The sequence below is a fragment of the Amycolatopsis sp. WAC 04197 genome (assembly GCF_003947475.1).
Classification (GTDB): Bacteria; Actinomycetota; Actinomycetes; order Mycobacteriales; family Pseudonocardiaceae; genus Amycolatopsis; species Amycolatopsis japonica.
Genome location: NZ_QHJK01000018.1, coordinates 59,760 through 74,692 on the forward strand (window position 1 = coordinate 59,760; position 14,933 = coordinate 74,692).

Sequence of the window (14,933 nt, forward strand, 5' to 3'; positions counted from 1 at the left end):
ACGAGAGCCGTGACCAGCTCCCCAACGCAGTCCGACGAAACCTTCCGCGCGTGGATGCTCACGCAGCTCGACCACGCCTCCGGAGACTTCAAGGTCACCGTTACCGGGGAGCCGCGCTTCGGCTGGCAACTCAGGTCCGTCAGCACCCTCGTGCGGGGTGCTGACGGACCGCTCTGGCTCCGCGTCGGCTGCGAACAACGCCAGTGGGCAGACGATCCCATGTGGACCGGCATTCCCGAGTCGAACGCGATCACCGACGTCCCGAAACCGATCATCGTCAACAGCGCCACGTGGAGCCACGGCGACTTGGCCGTCCGTGCCGACCTAATGACCGTGCTCGACGGCACCCCGTGCGCCCCGACCGAAGTCCTACGGCAGCCGCTCGACGTCGACGACAGCTGGTTCGCCGGCCTCCGGCACGCCCTCTACCGCGTCGCCATCACCCCCACGACCCGGTTCGCCCGTCCCAGCGGAATCGACCGGCGAACCGCGCAGATCTTCGGCGCGACCACCGCGGCGGCGATGCCGATCAACCACTGGGCCACCATGCACGGTGACCTGCACTGGAACAACGTCCTCGCGCCGAGCCTCGGCATCCTCGACTGGGAGATGTGGGGATGCGGGCCAGTCGGCATCGACGCCGCCACGCTGTACCTGAACAGCCTCCTGGTGCCGGAGACCGCCCGGCGGGTGCACGAGACGTTCGTCGACGTCCTCGATTCCCCGGCCGGGCGGACCGCTCAGGTGTACGGGGCCGCGCGGATCATCGGCCGCGGCGACCACCCCGACCTGATCGAGCAGCTACGTCCTCACGTTCGACGCCTGCTCGCCGGCTGATTCGATCAGGTCGGCCCAGTCCGCGGGCAACGGCGCGTCGACCAGATCGGCGCTGCTGTCGCTCAAGACGTACGGGATGAGCCCGCCCAGGTTGGCGCGGGCGCTCTCCGGATACCCGGAGGCCCATTTGACCCACTCCAGCCACTCCGTGACGAGCCCGCTTGCGGCCCACGCGGCGGCCAGCGGCCAACGCAATGTCGGCACTTCGAGGAAGCTGGCGAACAACGTGGCAGCGACGTGAGCGCCATAGTGCCGGTTGGCGAGACTTTCCCCCTCGACCGGGACCGGCCCGCCATGCGCCGCCAGACCCGCGCACAAGTCCGCCGCAGCCCCGGGCCGGTCCCACAACGCCTTTCTGATCCGGCCCCGCAGCAACAGCAGAATCGGCTCTGGGCAACGGGAAGTGACCTCGTCGCGCAGCAACGTCGCGGCGTGCAACGCGTCCGACGCGATGAGCAGGTCCGCCTCGAACCTGTCGTACCTGTCCGCCGCGGCCTGTGGGATTGCCCGCAACGCCTTCACCACGCGCGGCTCCGGGATCCTGGCCTCGGCCAATAAGGTCAACAGCGCGACCGCGCGGACCGTGTGGCAGTAGGCGAGGTCTTCGATCAACTCGACGGTGTCGGGCGAAGTCCTAATCGCGGGCCTGTCGACCCAGACCGTGCTCCAGGTCGACGTCCCCAGTTCGCGCAGGACGTCGGGAGGCGTGAGCGGCCGGATGTGCGGGTCAGAGCCTTCGTAGGTGAGGTCGTAGCCGTCCCTTTTGTGGGCCAACACGTTCTTTGCGGTGTCCTTCGCACGTTGTGCAGCGGCGGCGGCACGGTCGTCCCCGCCGACAGGACAAAGCGGGTAGGGGGCTCCAGCAGCCTTGAACTCGACTTCGTACGCCCCACAGAAGCGGCACTTGAAGAGGTCGTTGGACTGCTCGTGGTCGAACTCGTGCCACCCGAATTGCTCGCCACGGGACGTGGGCAGGCCATCCAAGGCCGCCGCGACGGCGTCCCGCTGCTCATTTAGGGCCCGAAGGGCATCGGTGTGCTTCTCCCCGGTGGCGGCTTTCCGCTCGCGGAGAAGTCTCTTGGTGTTGCGGCTGGTCATGATGGCGTCCTCCAGCGGAGCGCCCACGTCACCCCGCGAGGTCTGCCGTTCACGGGTATCCAAAGTTCAAGCTCCGCGCCGAGGCCCTGAGCCGTCTTGTCCGCCTCGCCGGTGGCAACGTGGGTGCCGTCCCGGCGCGGAGAGTGGTCAGCGCGAGTGACCACCAGAGATCATAGCGACCCGCGATGCTCGGCGGCAGCTTCGGCGTATGCAGCCGAGATCGCCAGTCCGGGCGAGTTCGCCGGGTCGAAGTGCTTGTTGCCGTACCGGCCCGTGGTCTCCTTGGATCGGTGCCCGAAATGCTCCTGTAGCTGCTCGTCGGTGTAGCCCTGGATGTTGCCCTCGGTTTTCAGGGTGTGGCGGGCGACGTGCGCGGTGACCCGTTTCGGATCCGCGATCCCGGCCTGCCGGGCGAGGCGTTCAAGGACGGCGTTCACCGCGGACCGCGCCAACGGCCGGTCGTTGGCGGTGACGAACAGGTACGGGGGAGCGGATGCCTTGCCCCGCAAGACGACGGCCGAGCCGATCCCGCGCGAGCTGAGGTACCGGTCGAGGCGTTCCCCGGCCTCCGGCGGCAACGTGACGCTGTGCGGCCGGTCGCCCTTGAGCACCAGGTCGACGACACGGACGCCGTGGGTGTGCCGGATCTTGCCGACCCGCAGCGTGGTCATCTCGGTGACGCGGGGAGCGACGGTGAACAGGAACCAGACCATCGCCGAGTTCCGCAGGCGCAACGACTCCACGGCGTCGTTGTCCGCGGCCGCGAGGAGCGCGCCGACCTCTTCGCGGGTGAGTGACGCGGTGGTCGACTTCGTGCCCTTCGGCATCTCGACGCCCAGGTTCGAGCGGTTGATCAGCTCCATCGGGTTGACGACCGTGATCCCCTCCTGCATCGCCCACTTGTAGAAGGCCGACGCCGCGGTGAAGGTGTGCGCCCGCGTCGAGTGAGGAAGTGTCTGCCCGGTGTCCGGGTGCGGAGTCGCGTTGAGCGCCTCCGCCCAGGCGACGACGTGCTGGCGGCCGACGTCGAGCAGGTGCACCCCGTTTCGGGCGCACCAGGACAGCCAGGTGACACCGTTGCGCAGCCGCGAGGTGTCGCGCCACGTGCCGTTCTTGTCGTACGGCCAGCCGATCGCGTCGGCGTAGGTGGACCTGGTGTTGCCCTTGACCTCCTTGAGCCACGCGCGGACGATCGCCAGCTCGCGTTGCCAACGCTCGCCGGCCTCGTCCCGGGCCTGGGCGGGGATCGCTTCCGCCGGGACGAGTTCACCGGCGACGTCTTCACTCAACGCTGCCTCCTTGCAGATCGGATCGTGCGGGGGGTTTTGCCACTGCGCCAGGCTTTCCCGGGGTTTGACGTGAGATGGAAGCCGCCGCATTTGCGGCAGTCGCGGACCCGGACCGGGTTGTAGAGCCTGTCCGGGTCCGCAGGCCTGTCCTGGATTTCAGCGAGCCGGGCGAGTGCGGCGCGCTCGGTGGGGAACCGCAGCCGATGCCCGTCCGTGCAGAACCGCGCAGCAGCGGGTTTGTCGTGGACCGGTTCGGCGATGTTCGGCGCGGCCCACGCCGGGGGCGGCGCGAAGGACGCCGCCCCCTGGTTCTCGCGGATAGCCGCCTGAATGGCGCTGGGATCCACGTTCACGATCTGCTCCCATCGAGGAGTGCGCGGACCTTGTCGGCGACGACCGCGCCCGAGAGGTCGCAGGTCGCCGGGTCGCTCACGAACGCGAGCACCGCGGTGATCCGCTCCTGCTGTGCCGGATCGGCGAGCATCCCGGCCGCCTCCATCACAACGGCCTGGCGGGCAGCCATCACCGTTCTGTTGTCGCCGAATCCCACCGTCAGCGACGTCCGGTAGGCGAGGCCGGCGGCCAGTTCGACCGGGGGCGTTCCGAACAAGCTGGGCGAGTGCTCGATCAGCCAAGCGTCATCCACCTTGTTCTGCGTGACGGGAAGCCGGTCTCGCTCCGCAGCGATCGCCTTGCGCCACACGGCGTCGGTCGTCCTCATCGAGCACCGCCCGCAGCCGCGCCGAGCGCCGCGAAGATGGCCCGGGTCTCAGATTCGCCGACGTGCTCCAGCAGCACGCTTTCGAGGGTGTGAGGATCGATCGGGAAGGACCCCACCTCGGCCTCGGCTTCCTCTTCTGGCTGGTGCATCGCGTCGTAGATGGAGCACGCGTTTGACCAGAGTTTCGCGGCGAGGTCGTGGCCGTGCTGGGCGAGTACCCGCGCGTACAGGTCGGGGAAGATCGGGGGCCGTTCGCCGGGGAAGTCGGGGTGTTCGGCGATCTCGTGGGGCGTGGTGGGCGCTGGCGGGACGATCTCGACGTCGGGCGGTGTGGCGCCCCAGTTGATCGTCGTGCCGGTCGGGTGGGCAGTTCCGGTGAGCATGTCGGTGAACGCCCAGGCGGCGCGTTCGGCGGAGTGCTGGTACCGGTAGCCGAGGTACAGGGTCGGGTGGCCGGGGCGGGTGATCGTGACGGCGAACGGGAATTCGGCTCTGCTGGCCGGTTCCGGGGTGGTGGTGTCCGTTGTGGACATTGGGGTCTCCTTCGCTGTTGTGCTGACAGCTCGAAGTGATGTCGGAAGTGGGGTGTGCGCGGGGCGTGCTGGCCCCCGTCGGGTGTCGGGGTTAGGCGTCACCTCCCGGACTGCGGAAGACCGGCAGAGCGCCGTACTGGACCACTTCGGCATAGCCCTGGCGAAGGTGCAGGTCGGCCAGGAGCGACCTGGCGCCTTCTCCTGCAACCCTCTCGCCGGTAAAGACGCTGCTCTCCATCAGCCGGATGGCCTGCTCGAACAAGTCGATCTCCGTGTCGAAGATCGGGCAGAACTCCGGAACGGCATTCACCGCCGCGGCCGCGCCCATCCGGCGACGCAGCTCCCGCACGATCTCGTCGGCCCGGAAATTCACCCGCGCATTGCCGTAGACGGCGGCATCGGAGTCGTTCTTCTTCTGCGCGGCGCGGAGCATGACGTACACCTGGTCGATCTCGTCAGCCGCGATAGGCGCCGCAGTGTCCTTCGCGTCGGTCGGGCCGGGCTCGCCGACGACGCTGGTCATGGCGCGCTGGTTCCGCGCGTCCCGCTGGCGCTGCTGCTCGGCGGCCGCAGCCTTGCGACTTAGTTCGTAGCCGAAGAGTTTCACGAGGTTCCTTCTCGTCTGTGGATGCTCATGCGCGTCGTCCGGCGGCCGGGCGCATCTTCACGGTGACCGGCTGGTCCATGTCGGGACCAGAGCCGTCGAACGCCAGGATCGGGATGACGTTGCCGAGGCACTTCCTGCACAGCTCGCGGGGAGGCTTGAAGGACCGCCCGTTCTCGTCGAGCATCTCGACGTCGGCGTCCAGCTCCCGGCAACCCGTGCAGTCGTGTCGGGCGTGCGGGTACGGGATGGAAGTCACGGGCAATCCCCTCGATCCGTAACGCTGTCCTAATACTCAGTACATAATACAGATTATGTACTGAACCAACCTAGCGCAACCTTTGGTTTACACCCGATCGGCTGCGCAACCAATGGTTGCGTCAACATAATGTGCAACCTATGGTTGCGGAATGGACCAGCAGGAAGCCGCAGCAGCGCGAGCACGACTCAGCCGATTCGCCGCCCTCCGACGCGAACACGACGTCCCGCCGTCCGCGGGCGAAGCCCTCGTGGGCCTCATGACCATCCTCGAAGACTCGCCCGTCATGCGCCCCGCCCTCGGCACCCTCGGGCTGCCTCGGCTCGACGAGGTCACCGACGACGACCTCTGGACCGCGTTGAAGGTCATCCCCGAAGAGCGCCTGGCCCTCAACGCCACCGAGCGGCTGGTGATCGAAACACTCAGGGACCGCGACGTTTCTTGGACCGAGATCGGCACCGCCTACGAAATCAGCCGGCAGGCGGCGAAGAAGCGTTACGAGCAAACCCTTGGTGGCACACGAACCTGGAGCCCGAAGGCCGTCGACCAGGTCGCGCGGGACGGAGCGCGGATCAGGGTCCTCCTCGCCGTCGAAGGAGCCGCTGAGATGACCATGGCGGACAGTCTCCGGGTCGAAAACCGGAGACACGTGCTCATCGAGGTCATCACGTCCGTCCTCGCGGACAAACTCCTCACCGAGGACGAAGTTCTGGAGCTGGGCGAACGCCTCCCGGGCACCATCACCGAGGCGATCATGGACAAGGCCGTCGCGGACGCTGCCCGCGGCCGCGGACGCGACCTAAGTGACGAGATTCCCCGCGATCTGGACGCGGTCGACCCCGACGTTCTGCTCGTCGCCATGAGTACCTGGCTCGGCGAGATGGCACGCCACGCTGGCGATCGCGTGCATTGGCCAGTCCGAGCGTGGAACAAGCTCGAACCCGGCGACCGTCACCGCTGGATCGAGGGCGCTCAGGCGCGTCTCGATCAGGCGGAGAAGAAGCGGCGCGACGCCGAGCGAGTGACTGGTACGTGATTGTCGGTGAGCACGGCTATGGTGGTGGGCCTGGGCAACGCACAGGCCCATCTCCGAGCCGATCCGGCCCCCACGCGGCCGACACGGTGACCGAGGACAAGACGGCGCCGCCTCAGTGCGAACGAAACACCCGACGCGATCACCTGGACGACCAGGCCGACCTCGCGGGGTGCGTGGGCCCTCGCTGGAGGACGACCTGATGACCCGTCACAACCACCGTCGCCGCCGCGACGTCCGGCAATACATGGCCGACCACGGCGTGACGTACACCGAGGCCCTGCGCGCGATCGACGCTGCCGACGACCGCAAGAGCACCGCCGCCGCGAACCCGTTCCGGCCCCGTCCCGTCGACCAGGGCGGCCCGGAGATGCCCGCGGTCGTCACCCTCGACAACGACGTCAACCCCATCTGCGGGCACTACCTGGGCAACCTGTGCCGCGGCTGCGGCGTGTGCACCACCTGCGACGGCTGCTATTGCGCCGAACTACGGCAGGAGGCCGAGCTGGACGCGTATTTCCGCGAGGTCGAGCGTGAGCACGATGAGCATTGGCAGGAGCCCGGCGTGGACTGTCCCACCTGTGAAAGCGATCGGAAGCGGTCGAAGGACTTCACCGAGTGCCCGAAGTGCGGCAAGGCGTTGCAGGGGTTCTGGCATTTCCGCGAGCACTGCCCGCCGTACTGCCGGAAGGACAAGCCACACGCGCCCGGCCTGGACTGGTCGCACCTGATCGGCAAGCGGATCACCATCGACACCCACTGGCTCTACCAAGACGACATGTCCCAGTACGCGGCCAGTTGGACCGGCACCGTCACGGGACCTTGGACGAATCCCGGCACCGGGATCGAGACCGGCATGTACGAGCTGGAGCTCGACCCGACCGCTCCTCAGCCACGGGGTTGGGATGACGTCACCACGACCCCGTTCAACCCGCGCGAATTCACCATCACCGAGCACTGATTTCCCGTCCGGCGCTGGGGCTACCTGGTCACTCCATCGGGTAGCCCCAGCGTCCGAAAGAATCCGGGGATGGATCTAGATTCCGCGCTGGCCGATGACGACCCGTTGATCCGTTTCCAGGCATACCGCGAGCGCTACTACCGGCTCGAAGGATTTGCCCCGGACCACGTCGAGGAAACCGACCGGCCAGGCCACGAACGGCCGCCGCTCCTGCCTGGCCTGCTCACCCTCTGGCAACGCAACCGCGACGTCGCGGCGTTCCACCGTCTCGCCGCATCTGACACCCGGCAACCGAGGCCGGCGGCTAGCTCGCCGCGGTGACCTGTTCGGGAAGCGTGAGGCCGCGCTTCGCCAGCTGGTTCCCGATCCACTCGTCCTGATCGGGCCCGAAGACACCCAACCGGATCAGCTCGGTATCGATCCACGCGTACAGCAGCAGGGCCGCGTCGCGTATGGCGGAGTCGGGACCGTCGAGGGCTTCCACGATCGGGTGCGTCGGATCCAAGGTCAGGTTCTTCGCCGCGTGATCGATGGCCTGTCGGACGTCCCTGTCCGTGAGCGGTTTCTGCTTGGGGCCAGGCAGAATCGTCCGGGGGTGCATGGTCATCAGCAGCCGGGTCAGGTTGAAGCGCGGGATCACGATCCGTGCCTCGATGGCCTGGAACTTGTAGTTGTCGATCTCGCTGTCGCGGCGCGCGTACTTCGGCATACGGCCACTCCAGCACGAAACATCAGTGGGGGATGTCCACGTCTGGACATTCCCCACTGATTCCCTCGAACAGAGGATCAGCCGAGCCAGGTGACGTCGAGGACGTCGACGCGGTCCTGGTCGTCGAGCACCAGATAGGTCACGCAGCCGCGGCCTTCCGCGAAGTCCAGCTGGCGCATCGGGCCATCGGGCTTGGCGATGTTGTACGGCGGCGCGCTCCACGGAACCAGCTCGAGGAAGTCGTACACCTCGACGAAGTCGTCCAGGACGTCGTCCGGGAGCTTGCGGATCTGGTCGAGGACGCGCGGATCCGTCACGATGCGGTACGCCACAGGAGAAGGGGTTCTACCGGCCGAGGAAGGCCCGCACCTGGGCGGGCGATACGGCGCCAGCCGGCGGTTCACCGGTCCGCATGGTGCGCGCGGCCTGCTGGAGCATGGCGCGGTGCGCGGCCGGGTCGACGAGGGTCTGCTGCGCGATCCGACGCCAGTTCTCCAGCGTCTCGAAGATGAGGCCCGGGTTCCGGGTCTTCTTTGCCACATCTAGCGCCCGCTGGAAAGCAGCGCCGAACTCATCGCGCTCCTCCGGCAGGAGGGCATCCCGGATCGCCCAGGGTGATTCCAGCCCGCTGGGCTCCGGGTGCTCGGGGTGGTGCGCGGCCGCAGTCACGTGTTCACCATAGCCCGCCCGGGGTCGAACTGGGATCGTTGCTGCATGGTGGGGCTGGAAGACCTGACGCCGGGACGTCGCGAATACCTTCAGTGGTTCCACGGGCGGCACTCCGGCGCGGAACGCGAAGATCTCGACCGCATGATCCGTGAGGCTGTTCATCGCCGCTGCTCGGTCCCCTTGGAGGCCATCGAGCTGCTGTCTCCGCCCTTGAGCACGACGGGGACGGGGCCGATCGCCGTTATCCGGAGGCGGTTGATCGCCACGTATGGTTCGACCTGCATGACGTGCCCGATGCGCGGTGAACGCGTCGACCACGATCATCGAACCGGTTTCGTACGGGGGTTCCTGTGCAACTGGTGCAACGGCCGGGTGGATCACTGCCTTCACGTGGATGGGTGCGCCTACGCGCGCTACCTCACCGCGCCTCCGGCGGCCGCCTTGAAGATCCGTTACCCGAACCGCGGGCGGCGGCCGCGACCTCCGGCCCTGAATGCCGACGAACGGCGCGCGCTACGAGCCGAGATCGCCGCTCAGGAGGAGTCGTCGGGGTAGACGCGCCGCTAGCGTGCGCTTTCCCAGGCACGAAGAAGCTCGGCGCCTTCGGGATCGTCGATGAACATCAGCGTCAGCTGGTCGAGCATGAGCCGGAACATCTCCGGCCCGTACTCCTTGAAGTCCTGGTGGCGGATCACCCCGTTGATCGCCCAGGCGAGCAGGAGGGCGCTGTAGGGGCCGATCTCGGTGTCGAACCGTTCCCCCGCCCTCTCCCGCCGAAGAAGGTCGGTCAGCTCGTCGTCCGATGGAACTGGCGGCTGGTCGCCTTTCTCGGTGGCGTACCAGGTGATGGCCGGGATCATCGCGTCGCTCCACGGACCGAGCTGGAGGATCCACCGCTCCCCTGCCTCGTCGCGTTCCCGGAGACCGCGCAGGTACGCGGCTTGGGTTTCACTGATCACGATGGGCCTCGTTTCCCCTCGGCCAATGGCTGCCCGGGTCCGAGCATGATCTTCCGGAACTGGTCGACGCCGCTGTACTCGAGCTGCGCGTAGCCCAGCTCTTCGGCGAGGCCGGCGAAGTCTCCGCGTGCGATGAAGGCGTGGCAGTGGTCGCAGGCGACCCAGCCGGGGCCGGTCAGAATCCCTGCGTCGACCGGGACGTCGATACCGCCGAAGTTCATGGTGACGGTGGACTTCACCGGGTAATACCAGCGGGGTGGACGCTGATCCTTCGAGCGTTCGCAGAAGTCGCACATCTGGCTCAAGCCGTTGGCGGGAACGTCGGTCGAAAGCCCCAGCGCGGCAAGGAGTTCCGCCTCGGTGCGAGCGGGTTGGGGCGCGGGTCGAATGTTCCCCAGCGGGTGCGGGAAGTCGCGATCACCGGTCATCGTGCGTCTCCGAGGACTTCTTGGCTGGCCGGGCTTCGTTCTCGCGGTCCATCATCGCGTACAGGTCGCGCTTGACTTCGTCGATGCCCATCTTCAACGCGGCGATCTTCTTCAGTACCGCGAGGCGATCGAGTCCCGCGTCCGCCGAGTACGGGCCGGGCGGCCGCCAGTCGGAGTTGAGTTGGTCCCGGGCGTCACCGAGGCGTCCCCGCGCGCCGGTCAGTTCCTCCAGCGCCTTGCCCATCATGTGGTCCCAGGTGGGCAGCCTTCTCGGGTCGTTTCTCGCCTGCTGGCTGCTGGTCATCGCCCCTGCTCCTCCGTCACTGGCGCGGCTTCGGCGCGCATCCAGACCTCGATCGGTCGTGTGCTGTCCCCCGACGGGTAGATGGTGCTCTTCATGACCTTGCCCGGTCGAGGCAGCTCGCCGCGCCATGAGGCGTGCTCGCCGCGGCTGAACTTCAACGGGACGACGGGTTCGTAGTCGTTGCCGAAGCGACGCAGCTGCACTTCGACGGCCTCCTGCCCGGTGACGTCGGCCTCGGTGAGCGCCATCCAGTACCGCACCACGATCCCGGGCGGGGTGACCGCTTCCGGGTTTCCGACCAGAGGCGAGCGGGTTCCGCCGAGGATGTTGTAGTAGCGCTTCGTGAGGGCTGGGCGGCTGTAGCCGTACACGTCCTTCGCCAGGGCGGTGAGCGACTGGCCCCGGTCGAGAGCGCCTTCGATAAAACGGATCTCGGCGGCGTCCAGATCCTCGCGCAGGTTGACGAGCAGGCGAAGGCCTCCGTGGAGGTCTTCGGTGGTCACGTTGTCCGGACGTTCCAGGCCGGCGCGGTCGGCGGCGACGGCACCTTGAAGGACGTCGAGGGTCTCGATGTCGGAGCCGTATCCGATGTGCCGGTTTTCGATGTTGAGGCGTTGAAGTTGTTGGCCGAACTCATGTTGTTCGAGGACGTCGAGGGGATACAGCATCCGGCAACCGTAGGTTGCCGGTATCGGGCCCGGCAACCTACGGTTGCCGATTCGCTGGAGGTTCACCCGATCGGCCACGGCCGCGGCTGGCACGCTGTACCGGAGGACGTGTTCGTGCCACGAGGGGAAGCCGTGTCGTCTTTTGAGCAGTCGCAAGCCAGCGCCATGATCGCCGCGCACCACGCAGGAAATCCGGACGAGGCAAAGCGAATCGCTCGCTACATCGACGCCGAAGGCGTGAGTCCGTTCGACGGCGCGATGAGCATGGAGACCCTGTCCGACGTCATGAACGCCATGATGCAGGGGGCGAACGGAGACAACGGCCAGGCGCTCGAAGCCGTCCTCGTCGACCTTGACCCCGAGACGCGGGCCCAGCTGTTCAAGGCATTTGCTTTCGTCCTGAACGAGCAGGGGGCGCCCCTGCCTGGTGACAAAGATGCTGGTTAGGTGACTCACTCCGTCTTGGCCCCGAGGTAGACCGCCGCGCCTCCGGGGTGCATCATCGAACGCGTGTTCGACGATGGCGAGTCTCCGGGATGGGTGCGCGGTGCCGTGCGCCCGAAAGAGCCGCCGGAGGACGTCGAGGTCGACATGTCCCAGGTGCTCCCGGCTCAACGACTCCGCTGGGGCAAGGAAACCCCGATCTGGTGCCGGGCGTACGGCGTCGGCGGCGGCCGTGTCCGCGGGCTGCTCCAGGCGTGGGTCATGTCGTCCACCGGGGACTGGTGGGCGCTGGTCGACCTGACGCTCGTGTCGAGCAACGGGAGGACGACGCTCCCGGTGCGGCAGCTGGTGCACAAGAACGCGGTCCGGCCAGCGGGTGAGGCGTAGCGTCCGCTCCGGCCTGCCCGTGCGGACCAGCACGGCGCACGGTCAGGCCGGCGGGCACGACCCGTTCAAGACCCTGTTCGCAGGCGGTGGTCCCGCATCCGATTCCGCGTCCTTCCAGGCGTTGCGGCAGGCGAGACGTCGGCATCGGAGCCGCGGTTCGACGTCGCGGGCAGGGATGGCGCCGTTCTCGTCGAGCAGGGCGCCGGAGCAGACGGCGCTCATCGAGACCGCCACGGGGTTCATGGGCTGGCCGGTGCGGAAGGGCTTGCCGACGTGGGCGAAGTGGTACCGCTTCATCGTGCGGACGTCGGGCCGGTCGTAGCCGGAGGCGTCGCGGGTGGCTGCCCATTGGCGGCTGGACACGGCCTACTCCTCGTCGGGGAACCGGTGTCCGACCCGGCCGAGCCGGTTGAATGCGGCGTCGAAGGTTTCCGACGTGTCGGTGGCGCGGGCGGATGCGCGGGCGAGGTCTCCGGCGGCGGCGTGCGTGTGGGTGTTGGCGTTGCCTTCGGTGGCGTAGAGCGTGGGGTCTTCGTCCGTCATGCGCAGGAGCCGCTGCGCGAGGATTTCCGCGGGCTGGGCCATGCGGCTGGAGATCAGTTTCAGCCGGTACGCCGCGTCCTGGACGTCCTGGACGTGTGGGAGGGCTCCGGCGCTGTTGTTGACCAGGGCGTGGTTGACGAACCGGAGCAGCTCGGCGGCGGTGTCGAGCGCGGAGGCGACGCGGTCCTTGCTGTAGTCCGGATGCGGCCAGTACTTGGCGATCAGTTCGTCCGCGACCGGGTGTTCGTGCTCGGGCATGGGCGGGGTCCTCCGTGTGGGCGAGTGGTTCATGGTGCGGTGGGAATGAGCCCGGCGTTGATCGCCGCTTCCAGGTAGTTGCGGGCGGGTGCCAGCGAGTCCTGCTGCTCTTGGGGGGTCAGTTCGTCCCACGTCGGCAGGTACGCGCAGTCGTGGGCGAGTTGTTGGCGGGCCTGGGCCAGGGTCAGGACACGCGGGTCGTCGAGCGGGATTTGCGGCAGCATGGGGTGTCCTTCGTGGGTTACGGCTGGTCGGGGGCGGAGATTCCGAGGGCCTTCTCGCCGGCCTCGATGATGGCGCGGCGGCGGGCGATGGCGGTGCGGGCGGCCGGGGTGGCGCCGCCGCTCATCTGCTCGGGTCGTTCCCAGAACATCACCTGCTCGGGCAACGTCTCGGGGTCCTCGGCCCATGCTGGGCCGCCTACGACACCGGTGTGGACGAGGCGGCCGCCGATGGCGGCGTACGTCGCCTCGCCGTCGTAGAGCGGCAGGACGCCGGTCCAGGTGCCGCGCTGTTTCGCGATCTTCTCCAGCTGGCCGCCGATCTCGTCGAACTGCCGGGCGAGGGCCCGCACGGCTGCGGCGCGCTGCTCGGTGCTCATCTTCGCCCACTGCTCATCGTGCAGCGTCGTGCCGAGCGCGAGGACGTCGGCGAGCGTGTCCTGCGCGTTCCGCTTCGGCTTGGTGTCGTCGTTGGGGCTGGTCACCGGGGCATCCTTCCAGAGCCGGAGTCGGTGCTCGTTTGGGCGAGCCGCACCCAGTCGCAGGCGGGAAGGTCGTGCTCGGCGGTGTCGGTGGAGATCTCGACGACGCCTTCGGCCGCGGCTGGGGTGGCGTGCAGGACTCGCTCCCCCGCGCCGTAGCGCGGGCCTGATGCGGCTTCGAGGATGACTTCGCCGACCTTGACGTCGGTGGCGGGTACCCAGTGGCCGGGCATCCTGGCGGCGCGGAGCGTGAGTCTGCGGGCGAGGCTTGCCCGTCGACGTCGACGGGCTCGGGCGGTGCGCTGGTCGAGCCACGCGAGCAGGCGGGCATACCGGCCCCGGTCCAGGACGGGGTGATGGCGGGGCCGGTCGGTCAGGGTCGTCACGTCGTCTCCCCGGCTTCTTCCTCACGCTTCCGCTCGGCGGTCACCATGCGGCTGAGGTACTGCTTCGAGACGCCGAGTTCGGCTGCGGCCAGCGCGAGGCTGCCCTTCTCGGCGGTCAGTTGGTCCACGAGGGCGACGCGGGCGGCCACGATCGCGCGGCGGGCGGCGGCCTCGACTTCCTGGAGCGCGGCGTAGTCGTCGGCGGTCGGGTTGGCGGGGTCGAACTCGACGTCGAGCTTGAGAGCGCGGATGAGGGCGGCGGCCTGGCGGAGCGCGGGGTTCGTCGGCATGGCCAGAGCTTCCAGGGCCTCCCCTATCGCGTCAACCGGTTGGTTGACCTCGGGGGCGAAGGTGGTCATCGTGCGACCGCCAGACGACGGGCGCGGCGGCGGCCGCCGAAGAGCCGGCGGAGCTGGGCGCCACGGTGGTGCTGGGTTTCGCTGCGGGCGATGAGCTCGAGGAGACATTCTCCGGCGGTGTGGACGTCCCCGGCGGCTGTGCCTTCGCGGAACGGGTCGACGTCGAGCGCGGCCGCGAGGTCGGCGAGGCTGTCGAGTCGGCCGGGCGCGGTGCCAAGGGTGCCGCTGGCGAAGCTGGCGAGGTCGAGCAGGCGCGGGTGCCACGGCTCGTTGGTGGTGACGTTGTCCTCCCAGTTCGGCCGGAGGTAGGGCGGGACGAGCTTGTACTGGAGGGCGAGGAGCCGGGCAACGCGGGCGACGTCGACGGCGGCGAGGGTGTTGGCGTACAGGTGGGATTCGAGCCGGATGAGTTCGCGGTGGTTGACGTCCTGGTCCTGGTCGCCGAGGCCGCGTTCGACGTAGCGGAGGGCGCGGAGCGCGTCGGGGTCGCCGAAGTCGGTGACGTACTGGACGTTGTGCTTGACCAGGAAGTCGCCGGAGTCGCCGGTGGCGAGGTTCCACCACGCGATTTCGACGGGGACGTGGCCGAGGCGGTTGAACTCGTCGCCGGAGGTTTTGACGTCGACCACGACGATGGCGCGGTCTCGGGTGGTGGGCATTGCGGGCCTCCTGGTGGGTGGCTGCGGGGCCTGCCGGCTGCGGGCGGGCCGTGAAGTCGGTTGGGGATGGTGCACCCCGGTCCCGCCACGCAGGGGCGTGCAGGACCGGGGGTGTGCGAGCT

General features: G+C 68.3%; 28 protein-coding genes. 7 read left to right on the top strand and 21 right to left on the bottom strand.

Annotated elements, in window-relative coordinates:
- Positions 1–9 precede the first annotated feature (9 nt).
- A complete protein-coding gene (locus DMC64_RS41820) occupies positions 10–837 on the top strand; it encodes a phosphotransferase (RefSeq protein WP_125738090.1) in 828 nt (275 codons plus the stop codon).
- Here DMC64_RS41820 and DMC64_RS41825 read toward each other — a convergent pair.
- The 7 genes from DMC64_RS41825 to DMC64_RS41850 all read right to left on the bottom strand — a co-directional run bounded on the left by DMC64_RS41825 (position 802) and on the right by DMC64_RS41850 (position 5,341).
- Positions 802–1,935, bottom strand: a complete 1,134-nt coding sequence (locus tag DMC64_RS41825) for a hypothetical protein (RefSeq protein ID WP_125738092.1) — start codon at positions 1,933–1,935, stop codon at positions 802–804. The genes DMC64_RS41820 and DMC64_RS41825 overlap by 36 nt on opposite strands.
- 170 nt (positions 1,936–2,105) lie before the next feature.
- Positions 2,106–3,224 carry a tyrosine-type recombinase/integrase gene (locus DMC64_RS41830; RefSeq protein ID WP_158634325.1) on the bottom strand — a complete coding sequence of 373 codons (1,119 nt, stop codon included), beginning with the start codon at positions 3,222–3,224 and terminating at the stop codon, positions 2,106–2,108.
- Positions 3,221–3,577: a hypothetical protein gene (locus DMC64_RS42860; protein ID WP_158634326.1), complete on the bottom strand. Its 357-nt coding sequence runs from the start codon at positions 3,575–3,577 to the stop codon at positions 3,221–3,223. Before DMC64_RS42860 ends, DMC64_RS41830 begins: the two co-directional genes overlap by 4 nt.
- The gene (locus tag DMC64_RS41835) at positions 3,574–3,945 is read right to left on the bottom strand and encodes a hypothetical protein (protein WP_125738096.1); all 372 of its coding nucleotides are present in this window, start codon (positions 3,943–3,945) and stop codon (positions 3,574–3,576) included. Before DMC64_RS41835 ends, DMC64_RS42860 begins: the two co-directional genes overlap by 4 nt.
- Positions 3,942–4,478 carry a hypothetical protein gene (locus DMC64_RS41840; protein WP_125738098.1) on the bottom strand — a complete coding sequence of 179 codons (537 nt, stop codon included), beginning with the start codon at positions 4,476–4,478 and terminating at the stop codon, positions 3,942–3,944. The genes DMC64_RS41835 and DMC64_RS41840 overlap by 4 nt, the downstream gene beginning before the upstream one ends.
- 91 nt (positions 4,479–4,569) lie before the next feature.
- Complete coding sequence (locus DMC64_RS41845) at positions 4,570–5,085, bottom strand: hypothetical protein (RefSeq protein WP_125738100.1); 516 nt, start codon at positions 5,083–5,085, stop codon at positions 4,570–4,572.
- Positions 5,086–5,110: 25 nt separating this feature from the next.
- A complete protein-coding gene (locus tag DMC64_RS41850) occupies positions 5,111–5,341 on the bottom strand; it encodes a hypothetical protein (RefSeq protein WP_125738102.1) in 231 nt (76 codons plus the stop codon).
- A 151-nt stretch (positions 5,342–5,492) separates the two neighbouring features.
- On the opposite strand from DMC64_RS41850, the gene DMC64_RS41855 reads away from it, so the two are divergent.
- The 3 genes from DMC64_RS41855 to DMC64_RS41865 all read left to right on the top strand — a co-directional run bounded on the left by DMC64_RS41855 (position 5,493) and on the right by DMC64_RS41865 (position 7,656).
- Positions 5,493–6,377 (top strand): hypothetical protein, encoded by an 885-nt coding sequence (locus DMC64_RS41855; protein ID WP_125738104.1) that lies wholly within the window; start codon positions 5,493–5,495, stop codon positions 6,375–6,377.
- A 199-nt stretch (positions 6,378–6,576) separates the two neighbouring features.
- Positions 6,577–7,335 carry a hypothetical protein gene (locus tag DMC64_RS41860; RefSeq protein ID WP_125738106.1) on the top strand — a complete coding sequence of 253 codons (759 nt, stop codon included), beginning with the start codon at positions 6,577–6,579 and terminating at the stop codon, positions 7,333–7,335.
- A 69-nt stretch (positions 7,336–7,404) separates the two neighbouring features.
- The gene (locus DMC64_RS41865) at positions 7,405–7,656 is read left to right on the top strand and encodes a hypothetical protein (RefSeq protein ID WP_125738108.1); all 252 of its coding nucleotides are present in this window, start codon (positions 7,405–7,407) and stop codon (positions 7,654–7,656) included.
- Here the strand turns inward: DMC64_RS41865 and DMC64_RS41870 are convergent.
- The 3 genes from DMC64_RS41870 to DMC64_RS41880 all read right to left on the bottom strand — a co-directional run bounded on the left by DMC64_RS41870 (position 7,640) and on the right by DMC64_RS41880 (position 8,713).
- Positions 7,640–8,044, bottom strand: a complete 405-nt coding sequence (locus DMC64_RS41870) for a hypothetical protein (RefSeq protein WP_125738110.1) — start codon at positions 8,042–8,044, stop codon at positions 7,640–7,642. The two genes, DMC64_RS41865 and DMC64_RS41870, sit on opposite strands and share 17 nt — an antisense overlap.
- A 77-nt stretch (positions 8,045–8,121) precedes the next feature.
- Entirely contained in the window at positions 8,122–8,361 is a 240-nt protein-coding gene (locus DMC64_RS41875; protein WP_228695044.1) for a hypothetical protein, read from the bottom strand.
- Between the two features lie 28 nt (positions 8,362–8,389).
- Positions 8,390–8,713, bottom strand: a complete 324-nt coding sequence (locus DMC64_RS41880; RefSeq protein ID WP_125738112.1) for a DUF6247 family protein — start codon at positions 8,711–8,713, stop codon at positions 8,390–8,392.
- A 45-nt stretch (positions 8,714–8,758) separates the two neighbouring features.
- Here DMC64_RS41880 and DMC64_RS41885 point away from each other — a divergent pair, with 45 nt between their 5' ends.
- The gene (locus DMC64_RS41885) at positions 8,759–9,268 is read left to right on the top strand and encodes an endonuclease domain-containing protein (protein WP_040133674.1); all 510 of its coding nucleotides are present in this window, start codon (positions 8,759–8,761) and stop codon (positions 9,266–9,268) included.
- Positions 9,269–9,276: 8 nt separating this feature from the next.
- Here DMC64_RS41885 and DMC64_RS41890 read toward each other — a convergent pair whose 3' ends face one another.
- From DMC64_RS41890 to DMC64_RS41905, 4 genes are read right to left on the bottom strand one after another with little or no spacing between them, the layout of a single operon-like run.
- Positions 9,277–9,672, bottom strand: a complete 396-nt coding sequence (locus DMC64_RS41890) for a hypothetical protein (RefSeq protein ID WP_125738113.1) — start codon at positions 9,670–9,672, stop codon at positions 9,277–9,279.
- Positions 9,669–10,100, bottom strand: a complete 432-nt coding sequence (locus tag DMC64_RS41895; RefSeq protein WP_125738115.1) for a hypothetical protein — start codon at positions 10,098–10,100, stop codon at positions 9,669–9,671. Before DMC64_RS41895 ends, DMC64_RS41890 begins: the two co-directional genes overlap by 4 nt.
- Positions 10,090–10,404: a hypothetical protein gene (locus DMC64_RS41900; protein WP_125738117.1), complete on the bottom strand. Its 315-nt coding sequence runs from the start codon at positions 10,402–10,404 to the stop codon at positions 10,090–10,092. The genes DMC64_RS41895 and DMC64_RS41900 overlap by 11 nt, the downstream gene beginning before the upstream one ends.
- Entirely contained in the window at positions 10,401–10,907 is a 507-nt protein-coding gene (locus DMC64_RS41905; protein ID WP_125738119.1) for a hypothetical protein, read from the bottom strand. The genes DMC64_RS41900 and DMC64_RS41905 overlap by 4 nt, the downstream gene beginning before the upstream one ends.
- Here DMC64_RS41905 and DMC64_RS41910 point away from each other — a divergent pair.
- Positions 10,887–11,519 carry a hypothetical protein gene (locus DMC64_RS41910; protein WP_125738121.1) on the top strand — a complete coding sequence of 211 codons (633 nt, stop codon included), beginning with the start codon at positions 10,887–10,889 and terminating at the stop codon, positions 11,517–11,519. The genes DMC64_RS41905 and DMC64_RS41910 overlap by 21 nt on opposite strands.
- Positions 11,520–11,582: 63 nt before the next feature.
- The gene (locus tag DMC64_RS41915; RefSeq protein ID WP_040133679.1) at positions 11,583–11,903 is read left to right on the top strand and encodes a hypothetical protein; all 321 of its coding nucleotides are present in this window, start codon (positions 11,583–11,585) and stop codon (positions 11,901–11,903) included.
- Between the two features lie 42 nt (positions 11,904–11,945).
- Here the strand turns inward: DMC64_RS41915 and DMC64_RS41920 are convergent, their stop codons facing one another.
- From DMC64_RS41920 to DMC64_RS41950, 7 genes are all read right to left on the bottom strand, one after another.
- A complete protein-coding gene (locus DMC64_RS41920) occupies positions 11,946–12,266 on the bottom strand; it encodes a hypothetical protein (protein ID WP_125685099.1) in 321 nt (106 codons plus the stop codon).
- A 3-nt stretch (positions 12,267–12,269) separates the two neighbouring features.
- Positions 12,270–12,704 (bottom strand): hypothetical protein, encoded by a 435-nt coding sequence (locus DMC64_RS41925; RefSeq protein WP_125738123.1) that lies wholly within the window; start codon positions 12,702–12,704, stop codon positions 12,270–12,272.
- Between the two features lie 29 nt (positions 12,705–12,733).
- The gene (locus DMC64_RS41930) at positions 12,734–12,928 is read right to left on the bottom strand and encodes a hypothetical protein (RefSeq protein WP_125738125.1); all 195 of its coding nucleotides are present in this window, start codon (positions 12,926–12,928) and stop codon (positions 12,734–12,736) included.
- 17 nt (positions 12,929–12,945) lie between these two features.
- Entirely contained in the window at positions 12,946–13,410 is a 465-nt protein-coding gene (locus DMC64_RS41935; protein WP_125738127.1) for a hypothetical protein, read from the bottom strand.
- A complete protein-coding gene (locus DMC64_RS41940; protein ID WP_125738129.1) occupies positions 13,407–13,793 on the bottom strand; it encodes a hypothetical protein in 387 nt (128 codons plus the stop codon). The genes DMC64_RS41935 and DMC64_RS41940 overlap by 4 nt, the downstream gene beginning before the upstream one ends.
- Entirely contained in the window at positions 13,790–14,083 is a 294-nt protein-coding gene (locus DMC64_RS41945) for a hypothetical protein (RefSeq protein WP_125738131.1), read from the bottom strand. Before DMC64_RS41945 ends, DMC64_RS41940 begins: the two co-directional genes overlap by 4 nt.
- A gap of 65 nt (positions 14,084–14,148) precedes the next feature.
- The gene (locus DMC64_RS41950) at positions 14,149–14,811 is read right to left on the bottom strand and encodes a hypothetical protein (RefSeq protein ID WP_125738133.1); all 663 of its coding nucleotides are present in this window, start codon (positions 14,809–14,811) and stop codon (positions 14,149–14,151) included.
- Between the last annotated feature and the right edge of the window lie 122 nt (positions 14,812–14,933).